The organism is Micromonospora sp. NPDC049047 (assembly GCF_040649135.1).
Classification (GTDB): domain Bacteria; phylum Actinomycetota; class Actinomycetes; order Mycobacteriales; family Micromonosporaceae; genus Micromonospora.
On the sequence record NZ_JBEZEY010000002.1, the window covers coordinates 126,322 to 140,700 of the forward strand.

13 protein-coding genes are annotated in these 14,379 nt (G+C 73.1%); 6 read left to right on the top strand and 7 right to left on the bottom strand.

Annotated elements, in window-relative coordinates:
* Positions 1–102 precede the first annotated feature (102 nt).
* Positions 103–2,217 carry a PhoX family phosphatase gene (locus AB0B86_RS03590; protein ID WP_357415117.1) on the bottom strand — a complete coding sequence of 705 codons (2,115 nt, stop codon included), beginning with the start codon at positions 2,215–2,217 and terminating at the stop codon, positions 103–105.
* A gap of 248 nt (positions 2,218–2,465) precedes the next feature.
* Between AB0B86_RS03590 and AB0B86_RS03595 the strand changes: the two genes are divergently transcribed.
* Positions 2,466–2,960, top strand: a complete 495-nt coding sequence (locus AB0B86_RS03595) for a sigma-70 family RNA polymerase sigma factor (protein WP_030334158.1) — start codon at positions 2,466–2,468, stop codon at positions 2,958–2,960.
* Entirely contained in the window at positions 2,957–3,664 is a 708-nt protein-coding gene (locus tag AB0B86_RS03600; protein WP_357415119.1) for a zf-HC2 domain-containing protein, read from the top strand. Before AB0B86_RS03595 ends, AB0B86_RS03600 begins: the two co-directional genes overlap by 4 nt.
* Positions 3,665–3,784: 120 nt before the next feature.
* Here AB0B86_RS03600 and rarD read toward each other — a convergent pair whose 3' ends face one another.
* From rarD to eccE, 4 genes are all read right to left on the bottom strand, one after another.
* Positions 3,785–4,720, bottom strand: a complete 936-nt coding sequence (rarD, locus tag AB0B86_RS03605) for an EamA family transporter RarD (protein ID WP_357404596.1) — start codon at positions 4,718–4,720, stop codon at positions 3,785–3,787.
* A gap of 4 nt (positions 4,721–4,724) precedes the next feature.
* On the bottom strand, positions 4,725–5,213 hold the full coding sequence (locus AB0B86_RS03610) for a GNAT family N-acetyltransferase (protein WP_357415121.1): 489 nt from the start codon (positions 5,211–5,213) through the stop codon (positions 4,725–4,727).
* A gap of 115 nt (positions 5,214–5,328) precedes the next feature.
* Positions 5,329–5,715 carry a phage holin family protein gene (locus AB0B86_RS03615; protein WP_355027384.1) on the bottom strand — a complete coding sequence of 129 codons (387 nt, stop codon included), beginning with the start codon at positions 5,713–5,715 and terminating at the stop codon, positions 5,329–5,331.
* A 61-nt stretch (positions 5,716–5,776) separates the two neighbouring features.
* A complete protein-coding gene (gene eccE / locus AB0B86_RS03620; RefSeq protein WP_357415609.1) occupies positions 5,777–7,486 on the bottom strand; it encodes a type VII secretion protein EccE in 1,710 nt (569 codons plus the stop codon).
* Between the two features lie 509 nt (positions 7,487–7,995).
* Here eccE and AB0B86_RS03625 point away from each other — a divergent pair.
* Both AB0B86_RS03625 and AB0B86_RS03630 read left to right on the top strand, forming a co-directional pair.
* The gene (locus AB0B86_RS03625; protein ID WP_357404591.1) at positions 7,996–8,316 is read left to right on the top strand and encodes a WXG100 family type VII secretion target; all 321 of its coding nucleotides are present in this window, start codon (positions 7,996–7,998) and stop codon (positions 8,314–8,316) included.
* Positions 8,317–8,338: 22 nt separating this feature from the next.
* On the top strand, positions 8,339–8,632 hold the full coding sequence (locus tag AB0B86_RS03630) for a WXG100 family type VII secretion target (RefSeq protein ID WP_357415123.1): 294 nt from the start codon (positions 8,339–8,341) through the stop codon (positions 8,630–8,632).
* A gap of 115 nt (positions 8,633–8,747) precedes the next feature.
* Here AB0B86_RS03630 and mycP read toward each other — a convergent pair whose 3' ends face one another.
* A complete protein-coding gene (mycP, locus tag AB0B86_RS03635) occupies positions 8,748–9,971 on the bottom strand; it encodes a type VII secretion-associated serine protease mycosin (RefSeq protein WP_357415125.1) in 1,224 nt (407 codons plus the stop codon).
* A 152-nt stretch (positions 9,972–10,123) separates the two neighbouring features.
* Between mycP and AB0B86_RS03640 the strand changes: the two genes are divergently transcribed.
* Together AB0B86_RS03640 and AB0B86_RS03645 are read left to right on the top strand one after the other, a co-directional pair.
* A complete protein-coding gene (locus AB0B86_RS03640) occupies positions 10,124–13,057 on the top strand; it encodes an SseB family protein (protein ID WP_357415127.1) in 2,934 nt (977 codons plus the stop codon).
* Positions 13,054–13,419 (top strand): hypothetical protein, encoded by a 366-nt coding sequence (locus AB0B86_RS03645; protein ID WP_357404583.1) that lies wholly within the window; start codon positions 13,054–13,056, stop codon positions 13,417–13,419. Before AB0B86_RS03640 ends, AB0B86_RS03645 begins: the two co-directional genes overlap by 4 nt.
* A gap of 4 nt (positions 13,420–13,423) precedes the next feature.
* On the opposite strand, the gene AB0B86_RS03650 is transcribed toward AB0B86_RS03645, so the two are convergent.
* Entirely contained in the window at positions 13,424–14,356 is a 933-nt protein-coding gene (locus tag AB0B86_RS03650; protein ID WP_357404581.1) for an alpha/beta hydrolase, read from the bottom strand.
* Positions 14,357–14,379: the final 23 nt, after the last annotated feature.

Sequence of the window (14,379 nt, forward strand, 5' to 3'; positions counted from 1 at the left end):
GCGAGAGGCCCTCTCCCGGGCTGGGAGAGGGCCTCTCGTGGCGGTCCAGCGCCGGACCCGCCGTGAGTGACGTTCAGCGGTCCACCGCCCGCGGCGGCACCGTCAGCTGCCCACCGGGCCACCGTCGAGACGCCAGGTGACCACCACACCCGGCTTGGCGTAGTCACCGTCGGGCCAGTTCGAGGCCGGGTTCTCCACCGAGGCGCCGGTGATCTCACCCGGGTGCTGCACGGCGACGAAGACCGAGCGGTTGTCGCCGGTGATGAACGGCCCACAGGTCTCCGCGCCGACCGGTACGGTCAGGAACTGCTTGAGGTGACCCCGCTCCGGACCCTCGACGGCGGTGGCGAACAGGCCGTCGTTGCTGCCCAGCGCGTTGCCGTCTGTGGAGATCCACAGGTTGCCGGTGGCGTCGAAGGCGACGTTGTCCGGGCAGGAGATCGGCGAGACGCTGGTCTTGTCGTACCCGGCGAAGAAGGTCGACGGGTCGGTCGGGTCACCGCAGACGATCGGCAGCGACCAGGCGAAGGTCTCGGCGGTGTTGTCGTTGCGGTCCTCGACCAGCTCCAGGATCTGCCCGTGCTTGTTGGCGTTGCGCGGGTTGGCCTCGTCCGCGGCGGCCTTGCCGGCCTTACCGCGGTCGGTGTTGTTGGTGAGCGCCACGTACACCTTGCCGGTGAGCTGGCTCGGCTCCACGTCCTCGGGGCGGTCCATCTTGGTCGCGCCGACCTTGTCACCGGCGAGCCGGGTGAAGGTGAGCACGTCCGCGGCGGTCATCCCGTCGACGAACGACCGGTTGCCGCTGACCAGCTTGATCCAGCGACCCCGGCCGTTGAACGCGCCGTCGGTGGGAAGCTGGCCCGAGCCGTCGATCTCGGCGGCGCTCGTCTGGTCGAGCTTGGCCACGTAGAGCGTGCCGGATTCCAGCAGGGTCAGGTTGTGCTTGCGGGCCGCCCAGGAGTTGCCCTTGAGGAACTTCTGATCCGAGACGAACTTGTACAGGTAGTCGAACCGCTCGTCGTCGCCCATGTACGCGACCACGTGGCCGTCCCTGGCGACGATGACGTTCGCGCCCTCGTGCTTGAACCGGCCCATCGCGGTGTGCTTGCGTGGGCGGCTCTCCGGGTCGAACGGGTCGATCTCGACGATCCAGCCGAACCGGTGCGCCTCGTTGGGGTGCCTGGCCAGGTCGAAGCGTTCGTCGGCGCGCTCCCACCTGCGGCTGCCGCTGGGGTAACGGCTCGCGGTGCCGATGCCGTAGCGGTCCAGCTTCGGCTTCAGCTCGGCCGGGGCGGCGTCGGCGCCCACGAAGTACTGGTTGAAGTTCTCCTCGCCGGACAGCACAGTGCCCCACGGGGTCACGCCACCGGCGCAGTTGTTGAGCGTGCCGACGACAGTACGACCCTTGGGGTCGGCGGCGGTCTTCAGCCACGCCGAACCGGCGGCCGGGCCGGTCAGGTCGAACTTGGTGCTCAGCGCGGTGATCCGGCGGTTGTACGGCCGGCGGCCCGCGTCGACCGGCTGCCACTGCCCGGTGCCCGCGACCCGCTCCAGCTCCACCACCGACATGCCGTGCGCGGCCATCGTGGTGCGAAGTTGCTCGACGGAGAGCCCGTCCAGGCCGGGGAATCCGGGGAACATCAGGTCCTCGTTCGTGTACTCGTGGTTGACCACGAGCAGTGCGCGCCGGCCCTGCTTGTCAAGCGGCAGCACGCCCACGAAGTCGTTGTTGTAGCCGAACTGCTTGGACTGCGCCGCGGCGCTCTGGTGGTGCAGGTCGAACGTCGGCGCACCCGGCAGCACCGGGTCCCCCCACTTGATCACCACGGCATGGTCGTAGCCGTTCGGCACGACAAGGGTGTCCAGCTTGTTCGGTGGGATCGGCTTGAAGGTCAGCGCGCCGTTGCCCACTCCGGTGCCGGCCCGGCCGAATCCGAATGCCTCCGGGACGTCCGGGGTGGCGGGGGCCGCCAGGGCCGGGGCCGCCCCGGCAACGGCGCCGCCGAAGCCGAGGACCAGCGCGCCGACCGCGCCGGCCCGGACCACTCCGCGCCGCGAGACCTCCGCGCTCACCACGTCGCCGAAGTACGCGTTGTCGGAGGTGTTCGGGACCGGGTGGTCGCAGGCGTTTCCGCAGCGGTACAGGCAGGTCATGGCGTCACGGGTGCCGTGGCGGCTGCCGGTCAGCAGCGGCAGCAGCCGGGGACGGTCGCTCATGGGGGAAGCCTCCAGAGGAGTCGGTGGCGCGGCAGGCGGCGTACCAGGCGGACGGTAGGAGGACGTGGTGAGCGCGCGTCGGCCACGATGTGAACCGGCAGTGAACACCTCCCCGGGCGGCTACCGCGGGTAACCGGTCTGACCTCGGGCTGAACCGATCGGCGTGACCGCACGTATTCCCGAGCGGACGCACCGCCGGACGCGCGCCGGAAGCGAGGGAGACCGCCATCAGCGACCACGACGCCCAACTGCTGCGCGCGCTGCACGACGAGCACGCGGAGGCGCTGTACGCGCATGCCCTGCGGCTGGTCAACGGCGATCGGCAGCGAGCCGAGGACCTGGTGCAGGAGACGCTGTTGCGGGCCTGGCGACATCCGGAGTCACTCGACCCCCGGCGCGGATCGGTGCGGTCCTGGCTCTTCACCACCGCCCGCAACCTGGCGATCGACGCCTGGCGGCGGCGGTCCACCCGGGTCGGCGAGGTCTTCACCGACGACCTGCCCGAGCCGCCCGAGGTTATCGACGAGGCCGAGCGGGCGGTGGAGGCGTGGACCGTCGCCGAGGCGCTCAACCGGCTCAGCCCGACCCACCGGGAAGTGCTCGTCGAGTGTTTCTACCAGGGACGGTCGGTGGCCGAGGCGGCCTCCCGCCTGGGCGTGCCACCGGGGACCGTGAAGTCCCGCACCCACTACGCGCTGCGGTCCCTACGGTTGGTCCTGGCTGAGATGGGAGTGACGGGATGACCCGGTGCGAGTTCGCGCACGACGACGGCGCGTACGTGCTGGGTGCCCTGGCCCCCGCGGAGCGGGCGGCCTACGAACGGCACCTTGGCGGCTGCGCGTCCTGCCGGGAGGCGGTCGCCGAGATCGCCGTCCTGCCCGGGTTGCTCGGCCGGCTCGACCCGGTGGGGTTGGAGCAGATCCTGCCGCCACCGGCCCCGCCCCGGGTGCCCACCCTGCTCGACGAGGCCCGGCGTCGCCGGCGTCGGGATCGCGCCACGGACCGGCGACGGTACGCGCTGACCACGCTTGCCGCCGCCGGGCTGGCCGTGCTTGTCGGTGTGGGCACCGCGATGGTGCTGCCCCGGCCCGTTGGGCCGCCCGTCGCCCAGGGCACGCCGACGCCGCAGGTGTCGATGGTCGCCATGCGTCCGGTGGCCAGCACCGGGCCGGTGCACGCCGACATCGGGCTCGTCGGCACCAAGTGGGGCACCCAGGTGACCATGCGCTGCGGGTACGACGCCCGGGCCAGCTACGGCAAGGCGTACCCGTTCCGGCTGGTGGCCCACGGCCCGAGTGGCGCCAGCGAACAGATCGGCTCCTGGCTGGCCGCGCCGGGCGACGCCCTCCAGGTCAGCGGTGCCACCAGGTTCACCGATGCCGAGCTGGTGAGCGTGGAACTCCAACGGGCCGACGGCACACCCATCCTCACCTACGCCGTCCCATAACCCCCACCCCCACCCCCACCCCCACCCCCACCCCCACCCCCACCCCCGGGCCCCACCCCCGGGCCCCACCCTCGGGCCGCGTCGATCATGGAGTTGTGGTGGGTGACAAACCGCCCGAAACTAGGGCTGGGCGGGCACCACAACACCATGATCGGCCGCAGGGTCGGGGCGGCGGGACCGGGTTCGGCGGGAGCTGCGGACGGCATCTGCGGTGAAGACGATGAGGGCGAGCCAGACCAGCGCGAAACCGGCGAGGCGGGCCGGCGGCATCGGCTCGTGGAAGATCAGCACGCCGCAGCCGAGCTGAAGGATCGGCGCCAGATACTGGATCATGCCGAGACCGCTCAGGGGGAGCCGGTTGGTCGCCCCGGCGAACAACAGCAGGGGGACCGCGGTGGCCGCGCCGGCAAGCACCAGCAGCGCGGTGTGCCCGGCCGAGACGTGGCCGAAGGTGGACTGGCCGCGGCTGGTGAGCCAGGCCAGGTAGCCCAGCGCCGGCAGGGCCAGCACCGCCGACTCGACGAAGAGTCCCTCCGCCGCCGGCAGTCCGAGCCTCTTCTTGACCAGGCCGTAGCCGGCGAAACTGAACGCCAGCGTCAACGCCAGCCAGGGCAGCCGGCCGTAGTCCACGGTGAGCACCACGACCGCCGACGCGCCGATGCCCAGCGCCAGCCACTGCGCCGGGCGGAGCCGCTCCCGCAGCACCGTCACCCCGAGCAGCACCACGACCAGCGGGTTGATGAAGTAGCCGAGCGCGGTCTCCACCACCCGGCCGGAGTTGACCCCGTAGATGTAGGTGCCCCAGTTGACGGCGATCAGCACGGCGGCGGCGACGATCCCGGCCACCGCCCAGGGGCGGCGTGCCAGCGCCCGCAGGAAGCCGACGTTGCGCAGCGCCGCGAGCAGCAGGGCCACGAAGACCACCGACCAGACGACCCGGTGGGCCAGGACCTCAAGCGGCCCGGCCGGCCGCAGCAGCCTGAGATAGAGCGGAAAGAAGCCCCAGAGCAGGTACGCGCCGAAGCCGTAGAGGTATCCCAGGCGAAGTGGCGTCATCTCGCTACCGTAAGGGCGTGCTGCGGTGTTGCTCCTTTCCGGTGACCGGGGTCACCGGGGTGCGCCGGTCGAGTTGCATCCACCGCCGCGGCTCGTCCAACGGGGCGAAGCCCACCCGGGCGTACACCTCGTGCGCGTCGTGTGTGGTCAGCAGGATCCGGCGTACGCCGAGGTCGTCGAGGTGGTCGCGGATCGAGCTGACCAACCAGCCGCCCAACCCGCGGCCCCGGGCGGCACGGTCGACGTACACGTCGGAGAGCCACGCGAAGGTGGCACCATCGGTGACCACCCGGGCCACCGCCACCTGCCGGTCGTCCTCCGGCCGGTAGACGCCGAACGGCAGCGAGCCGGCGAACGCCCGTGCCGTGGTCTCCCGATCCCGACCGAGCGCCCAGTACGCGTCGGTGGACAACCAGAGGTGCACCAGGGCCAGATCGAGTCGGGCGGGGTCGGTGCTGAGCAGATGACCATCGGTGCGGGTAAGCGAGAACACGCTGCGACGCTAACCGCCGAGGTGGGCGGCCAGACCGGCCAATTCCCAGATCCTGGTCATTGGCCGGCCGTCGTGGCAGCCCCGGCGGGCCGGCCCGGTGCCGGCCCGTGGGCGGTCAGTCCCGGTCGAGGACGGCGCCGAGGATCCAGGTCACGATGCTCACGAACAGGGCACCGAGCACTGCGGCCGGCCAGAACCCGTCCACGGTGAACGGCAGCCCGGCCTGGTCGGCGATCCAACTGGTGAGCAGGAACAGCAGCCCGTTCACCACGAGCGCGATGAGACCCAGGGTCAACAGGTAGAAGCCACAGCCGACGGTCTTGATGACCGGTTGGAGGACCGCGTTGACCACGCCGAAGATCACCGCCACCAGCAGCAGCGTGGTGACCGTCTCGACGGCGGAGTCAGACTCCAGCGAGATGCCCGGAATGAGGAGTGTGGCCAGCCAGAACGCCAGCGCTGTGCTGGCCAGCCGAATCAGCAGACCTTTCAGAAAACCCATGGCGGGGATCGTGCCACGGACCCCGCACCGACGTAACCCGCCAGTTGACCATGCGGGCCGATCAGCTGCGGCCGGGCCGACCGATCAGTTGCGACTCGATCGGCGTGGGGGAGAGCAGCGCCCAGCGCAGCGCCCGCCGGTTGACCACGGCGACCATGTCGTCCCGGATCCGGGTCAGCCACTCGGCCGAGCCACCCAGCCCGAGGGCGGCGCCGGCCAGCGCGGCCTCGGTGTCGTCGAGCGGTTGCAGCAACGCGAGGTCGGCCCGACTCAACGCGTCGACGTCGGCCGGGGTCAACTCGTCCCGTACGACAAGCGTGGCCCGCCACGGCGGACCCGGCTCGGCCTCGGCCGACACCGGCCCGGCGTCGACGACAAGCAGCAACGGACGCAGGGCCGTGCCCACGCCGGCGGCGACCGGTCGACCGGGCGGGAGCAGCGGAATCGTTCCGCCCGGAGCGCCCACCCCCCGGACGAACGGCTCCCAGGCACGCGGCCGTGCGGTCTGCACCACCACCAGAGCGCCGAGCGCCAGCGCGCGCAGGGTCACCAACTGGGCCGCGCGCACCCCGCCGACCAGCAGCACCCAGGTGCTCTCCGGCCGGAAGAGTCGTACGGTGACGGCCCTGCCGTGCCGGTTCGTGCCGACCATCATTCCCGCGTCGCCGAGGGTCAGCTCCCAGTCGTCCATCGCGATGCGGGTCCGCGTCCCGGGTGCGGCAAGCGCCAGCGGCAGCGTCGCGGCCAGTCCGGGCAGGTGTGCGCCGTCGAGGCGTCGCAACTCCCCGCCCAGATCGGTCACCAGACGGTGCAGCGCCTCGGTGGCGGCGGTCAACTCGCTGGGTGTCGTGGCGGCCAGCCGCACGGTCAGCTCGGTCGGCGCCGGGCCGGAACCGGTGCTCGGCGAGGGACCCGCGGTGATCGACACAGTCGTCGCGGTCGCCGGCAGGGCGAGCATCCGGTGCACCAGCCGCGGACCACCCGCACCGCCCGCCGCCGGCCAGTGGACCAGCCGGAAGGTGGCCTGCACCAGGGTGCCCGACCGCAGCGCCAGCCAGGACTCGCGGACCGGCTGGCCTTCGTGGTGGGCCAGCTCGGCCAGGACACGCAGGGCCGCGGGTACGCCGAGGGGCCGCGCGTTAAGCGATCCGAACCGGCGGACGACGCGACGTACCGTGCCGGCGAGCACCCGGCGCAGGTCCTCCTCGGACCAGCCGTCCACCCGTAGCACCCGGATCGCCACCACCGCCCGCTCCCGGCCGGCGAGCCGCCCATCGGTGAGCTGCCGGTACGACGTGCCGGCCGTGCCGCCCGCTGCCGGCACCGGCGCCGGTGCCCCGGCGAGCAGCAGTTGGATCCGCAGCGGGGGCACGTCCGGGCCGGCCGGGGGCAGCAACGCGGTTGGCGCGGGGATCGCCCGGGACACGTCACCGAGCAGGTCACCGGGGTCGCCGAGCTCCAGTAGCGCCACCATGCCGTCGGTGTCCTCAAGAACGGCGGCCGGGCCGCCGGTCAGCTCCGTCGGGCGGACGACGGTGCCGGGAGCGACAAGGTCGAGCAGCTCGGCAGCTCCGGCCGGGCCGGCGAGCGCCCGACGGCGGGTCAGGTGCCCGACCGCGGTGCCCAGCCACTCGAAGAGCCAGCGGCCCCGGAACCGGACCCCGGCGACCGCCAGCAGCAGCACGGCTACCGGTGCGGCCACGACGATCAGCGGTGCCGGTCGGCCGACGGTGGTGAGCACGAGCGCCGCCGCGACCTGCGCGGCGACCAGTTGACCGGCCCGTACCCCGGCGACGGCCCTTCGATCGGACCGAACCCAGCGGTCCGATGCCGACCGGCGACGGGGTGCGCGCGGGCCGGTCGGGTCCAGGCTGACCTCGGTGGGTCGTGTCGATCCGGCCGCCTCACCCGCCCCGGCCGCTCGCCGGATGGTGTCCGGCCCGGACCCGACCGGGGTCGCCGGGTGCGGCCCTCCGGTGGTGATCGCCGGCACCGTGCCTCCTCGACCAGTGGGGACCTGTCGGGCGGCCGGCCCGCCGGCGGCCCGTCACACGCCGCGACGCGGCTGCAGCACATCGTAAGTGACCGATGGCTCAAGCGGTTGTCCACAGGGGAGACGGCAGGGGTAGCAGAACCGCAACGAGGCCGCTACCGTCAGCCACGAAGTCATCGCTGACCCGCGTCTCAGTGCTCGACGACCGGGCCAAGCGAGCGACGCGTTCCCAGGACGGGCGCGTCGAGACGGCCACGGTGCGATCAGGGAGACGAGGTGACGTCCGGGTGTCCCAGACCCAGGCAGAAGCCGCGGTGATGCAGCAGACCGCCGCGAAGTTCGAGCAGGTGGACCAGTCGTTGCAGGCCATGCTCACCGGCCTGCTGGCCGAGCTGCAGGTGTTGCAGCAGGCCTGGCGCGGCGCGGGTGGCAGGTCGTTCGAGCAGGTCAAGCAGCAGTGGTCACAGGACCAGGCGGCGCTGCACCGGGCGCTGCGGGAGACCGCCGGGGCGATCCGCACCGCCGGCCGGCAGTACGACGTCTCCGACGACGAGGCGGCCAGCCGGGTTGCCGGCACCAATCGCGGCGGCATCCAGCTTCCGCTCTGATCCCGTTCGGGAGGGAAATCCGATGGACCAAGGTGTGCTGGTTGTCAACTTCGCCGCGCTCCAGCAGGCCGGCGCGGACATCCAGAAGGCGCTGAACACGCTCGACTCGCAGCTCGGTCAACTCGAACGGGACGCCGCCCCGCTGGTGGCGAGCTGGACGGGTGAGGCCCGTCAGGCCTACGAGCAGCGGCAGGCGCGGTGGCGGTCCGCCTCGCAGGACCTCCAGGCGATGCTGCGCGACATCAGGGTGGCGGTGCAGGACTCGACCACCGACTACCTGGACACCGAAAAGAAGAACACCGGGCTGTTCCAGTGAACGGGGTGGGTCGGGAGCCCTGACCATGTCCCGGTCAGCCGCCCGGCCGCCGCGGGTCGACGGTCCGGGCGGCCAGACGTCGAGGGCCGACGGTCCGGGCGGTCAGCCGTCGAGGTCAGGCCGGGTCGGCCGGGCGCCAGCGTCGCCGGGCCCCGCGGGGCACCACCAGGGCGAACAGCGCCACGACGGCCGTCACCGTGCCGACCGCCGCGCCGACCAGCAGAGCACGTCGCTGCGCGGTGGCCCGGCGGGCCTGGCGGGCCAGCAGCGCCGGGTCGGTCCGGTCGTCGGCGAGCACGGCGACCGGTCGTGGATCGGCCGCGCGGCTGCCGCTGGTCTCGGTGACCGCCCGGTACGGGTTCAACACACCGGCACCGTATTCGCCGCCGTGGCCCGCGCCGGGAGCCGGATCGGCGGTGGCGATGATCCGTTCCGCGACCTGGGCGGCGGTCAACTCGGGTCGATACTCGCGCAGCAGTGCGGCGGTGGCGGCCACGAACGGCGCGGCGTAGCTGGTGCCCTCGACCTGATGATGGCCCGACCCGGGGGCGGCGGTCAGCACCTCACTGCCCGGTGCGACCAGGTCGACGTACGAACCGGTCTGCGAGAAGGACGCCCGTGCACCGTCCGCGCCGATCGCCCCCACGCCGAGCACCCCGTCGTAGGCGGCGGGGAACGGTCGGGGATCCCCGCCGTCGTGCAGGTTGCCGGCAGCGGCCACCAGCACCACGTCCCGGTCGACCGCGTACCGCACTGCCGAACGGACTTCCGGGTCGTCCGCGTACAACACGACCGACAGGTTCACCACGTCGGCGTCGTGGTCGACGGCCCAGCGGATGGCCTGGGCGAACTCGTCGGCGCTGACCGTGCGCCCGGACTCGCGCCCCTGCACCACCTGCTGTTCGCTCACCCGCACCGGCATGATCCGGGCGCCGGGCGCCACGCCCCGGAAGGCGATCCCGGGCTGAGGTGCCGCCGCGATGATGCTCGCCACACCGGTGCCGTGCCCGGCGCAGTCCCGACTGCCGTCGCCGCCGGGGTCGAGCAGATCGGTGCCGGCCAGCACACGGCCGGCCAGTTGGGGATGCGCCCGGTCCACCCCGGAGTCGACCACGGCGACGGTCACCCCGGCGCCGGTGGCCAGCGGCGCGAGACGGGTCGGGTCGTACCGTTGCTGAGGCCACGGTGTGGCAGTGACCGGCCGGACCGGGGCGAGTGGGGTCGCGCACACCGGCGCCGTTCGGAGCCCGGCGGTGACGGTCGCGCTCGGGAGAGCCGGTACGGTCAGCAGGCCCGCGGCCAGACCTGCGAGGACCGGGCGCGTGATCGATCGAGACATCGACAGCCTCCGTATCGTGTCGGCTCCGGGACGGGATGTTATCGCCTCACCCGCGCCCCGGTCGGCCGCCGACGGTCAGCCATTGTGATCTTGATACCACCTTGTAGGTTGTACGCGATACCTGTGGCCTGTTCTCGGAAGGGGAGGTGGCCGTGACCGCATGGGAGCCGGCCACGGAGGCCGAGGTGGCGATGCACGACGCGCTGCGCGCCAACGACCAGGAGCTCTACTTCCGACTTCTGTCCCGGACCGATCTGTTGCTGCCGGTCTCCGCGCCGGCGCAGCCCGGTCAGGCACCCCCCGGGTGGGGCACCTGGACCACAGGTGGTCGGACGCACGTGCTCGCCTTCACCTCCGCCACCGCCCTGCGGGTCTGCCTCGGTGAGCACTCTGGCACCAGTCGACGGGTCTCCTTCGCGGACCTCGCGCTCGGCTGGCCCAACCAGGAGTGGTGGCTCGCGGTCAACCCGGGCCTGCCGGTCGAGGGCTACCTGCCGGCCTGGTTCGTGTCCCAGCTCTCCCGGGGCGACGTACGCCTGCCCGGCCGTGCCAGGGGCGCCCGCGCCCGGTTGGAGCGGGCGGAGACCTTGGCCCGCACCCGCACCGGCACGCCCGGTCGGGACGCCGCGCCGGCTGCCGGATCGCCTCCCACCACGGGTGCGACGTTTGCTGGCCCCACCCCGGTCCCGCCGGCCCACGTTCCGCCTGCCCCGGTTGCACCTGCCCCGGTTCCGCCTCCGCTGGTTCCGCCGGCCCATGTCCCGCCTGCCCCGATCCCGCCTGCCTCGATCCCGCCGGCCCACGTCCCGCCCCGCCGGGCCGCGTGGGGTCCGGCGGGTCGGGCGGCCGGTGCCCCGCCGGCGCCCGGCCCCGCGTCGCGGACGCCCGGCCTCGTCGAACCGTCGCACCGGCCGCACGAGGAGGACCTGCCCGCCGCCGGTCAGCGATACCCGAGCGACCCGCCCCGACCGGGCGCGTCGGGCACCGGCGCGCTGCCCCGCACCGGCCGGCCGTCCCGGTTCAGCCCGTTGGCCCCCGTCGACCGTCCCGGTGTCGGCCCGGCCGATGCCGCCGGGCCGGGTGTGGGCTGGCCGGCAGCGAATCGGCCGGGCGACGCCGACAGCCTGACCGTGGGCAACGGCAACGGCGGTCCGCAGGACGGACGTCGTTCCTTCTTCGAGCCGAGCACCGCCCGGGAACGGGCGTCCGACCCGACGCCCGGCGTCGGGCGCTCCGGCGACCGGGCGGCCCCACCGACCCGATTCGGGCGAGGTAGCCAGCCCTTCCCCCGCCGACGTCCGGCCGACGCGCCGGCCGAGGGGGACGCGACCCGGGCCTTTCCGATGACGGATCCGGACGCCACCCGGCCGCTGCGTCCGCCGGGCGGCGACCTCGGTGCGTCTCGCGGACTACGCGCACCGGCAACCGGCGAGGAGATCACTCAGCCCTTGCCGCCGCGCCGGCCCACCCCGCTGGCCGAGGAGCCGACCCGCGCCTTTCGGATGACGGGTGAGCCACCGCCGCCCCGGGCGTCGGAGCGGCCCAGCGCACCGGCCGACCAGACCCAGGCGATCCCCCGGGACCGGCCGAGCCGATTCGGGCCGGTGGAGGAGTTGCCGGCGTCCGTGGCCGAACCGGTCTCCGGCCCGCCCGCGCCGCGGCGCGGCTTCACGCCCATCGTCATCGAGGGCACCGTCATCGAGTCCCGGGACCTCCCCGACCCGGTGGAGACCAACGGCCTGTTCGACGCGGCCCGGCCGCTCCGCCCCGCCGAGGCCGCCCCGCGACCGTTCGACTCGGCGCCCTCCGGCCCGGACCTGTTCACCCCGTCGTCCCCCAGCCCCACCCCGTCCGGTCCCGCGTCGGCCAACCCCGGTCCGAGCCCTTCGGGGCCGCCCGTCGGCGGGCCGATGGCCGGAGGCCCCGCTGCGGACGTCCGGAGTGCTGCCGGCACGGGCGGTGGGCACACCGATGTCCACGATGGCGTCCCGGCCAGTGCCGATCACACCGACGTCGACGGCTCGTCGGCTGGTGCGGATCGGGTCGGCAGCGGCGGGAGCGCGACAGCGGACGGCGGCGGGCAGCCGCCACCTGTCGACGAGCCGGCCCCTGTCGAGTTCGAGCCGGCCAACACCGTCGAAGAAGACCTCCTCGGTGCCGCCGGCGCCGGCAGCACCGACACCTTCCTGTCCACCCTGCTGCTGGCCCGGGTGCTGCTACCGGCGGCCCCGGATTCTCTGCCGGGCAGCCGCCCCGGTGATGCGGGCTTCGTCTGGCGGACGGCGCAGCTCGACGGCGAGACGTACGTGGTGGTCTACACGTCACCGGAACGCCTCGCCGACCACGTCGAGGACGACGTGGCCACCGTCCGGGTGAAGTTCGCCCAACTGATCCGGCGGTGGCCGGACGAGGACTGGTCGTTCGCCGTCAACCCGGGCACCCCGGTCGGTGCCAAGCTGCCCGGTGAGCAGATCGTCGCCTTGGCCAACTGGGCCGCCGAGGTGGGGCTCGGTGACGACCTGGAGGTGGACCCGGAGGAAGCGCCGGCCGTGGCGGAGCCCACCGCCCGCCCGCGGTACGCCCCAGCGGCGGTCGACCCGACCCGACCGACGGTCATGCAGAAGGCTGTCGCACCCAGCCAACTCGCCTACTACCTGGATCGCGGGTACGACCGGGTGTCCGGGTTCGTGCACCGGGCCGGTGAGCTGGCCCACCTGACCACGCCCGCGCAGGTGTACGACGCTCTCGGCCTCAGCTACCCGGGTTCGCCGTTCGCCAGAGACGCCGACGAGATCTACGTGCTGCGTTGGCCGGCGCACCGGCCGAGCCTCTACCGGATCCCCTACGGCGGTCAGAACGAACCGGCGATGCGGGCCATGGAGGGTTGGGTCATCGAGCGGCCCCCGTTCCGGGGCAACGGCTTCGCCCCGGGCGAGAGCAGCGACGTGGTCGCGGAGTTCAAGGTGGACAGCGCGCGACTTCCGCACGGTGCGCAGCTCTGGCGGATCGGCGCGGACGGCACCGAGCGGGTGATCGCCGAACTGGACACCGACACGGTGGTCTGGCGACGGGTCGGTGAGGCGTGATGCGCGACGGTTACGTGGCCCGGTGGCAGGGTCGGGAATACCAGGCCAGCCCGGATGGCGACAACATCCGCCTCTACCAACGCGAACCGGGGGAGGGCTTCGAGGAGGTCCGGGCCGGCCGGTACGTCCGGGTGCTGCCGACGAGCGAGATCGAGGACCTCGCGTACGTGCGGACCACCTGCACCTGGCAGGGGCAGCCGTTCATCGTGCTCGGCGAGCACGATGCCTGGTTGCGGGTGGAATACACAGGCGGTCGTTGGCCGGTGGCCGAGGCGATGCGGTTGGAGGTCTTCGACTTCGGCGTCTACCAGGGGTGGGCGCCCGCCGCCGAGGTCACCAACCTGCGGGAGCAGCGGGTCTGACCGGTCAGCTCTTGGCCCAGCGCAGGATCTCGCCGAGCACCAACTCGGGCGCCTCCAGGTGCGGAAAGTGCCCCACCCCGTCGAGCAGCCGCCACTCGTAGGGGGCGACGACGTAGCGGCCGGAGCCCAGGGCGGTACGCGGCAGGGAGGCGGCGTCCAGTGCGCCGTGCAGCTGCAGGGTCGGGGTGGCCAGCGGCTTCTGCATGAGCCGGACGAACCGGTAGCCGTGCAGCCGCAGCAGCGAGCGGAACGCCCAGCGGTAACCCTCAAGTGCGCAGAACGCGGCCTGGGGGATGCACATCGCCTCCCGGCACCGCTCGGCGTACGCCTCGAAGTCCGGCCCGGCGACCCAGCGTGGCCCGCCCCAGCGGCGCAGGATCTCCGCGACGGCCGCCGCGCCGTCCCGGGTCAGTACGTGCTCGTAGCGGGGTAGCTGGAACTTCAGCGCCGGGGTGGAGGCGGCGAACTGCCCACGTGGGTCGGCGAAGATGCCGGCGCGCAGTCGCAGTGGGTGTGGTGCCCCCAACACCACGAGTCGCCGGACCAGGGCCGGATGGAAGGAGGCCACCGTCCAGCCCACCATGCCGCCGACGCCGCTGCCGACGATGGTCGCCGACCGCTCACCGAGCGCCCGGATCAGCCCGGCGATGTCGGCCGCGAGGGTGTAGCCGTCGTACCCCCGGGGTGGCTTGTCGCTGGCGCCGTAGCCGCGCAGGTCGACGGCGACCGCCCGGAAGCCGGCGTCGGCGACCGCCGGCAGCATCTGGTGCCACGCCCACCAGTGCTCCGGGAAACCGTGCAGGAAGAGCACCATCGGCCCGGTGCCGGCTTCGACCACATGGAACCGGGTGCCGTTGGCGCCGACGAAACGGTGCGTCCACGGCCCCTCGGTGAGGACACAGGACTCGTCGACGACTCCGCCGCGCTGGTCGGTCATGGCAGACAGCCTAGGACCCGGAT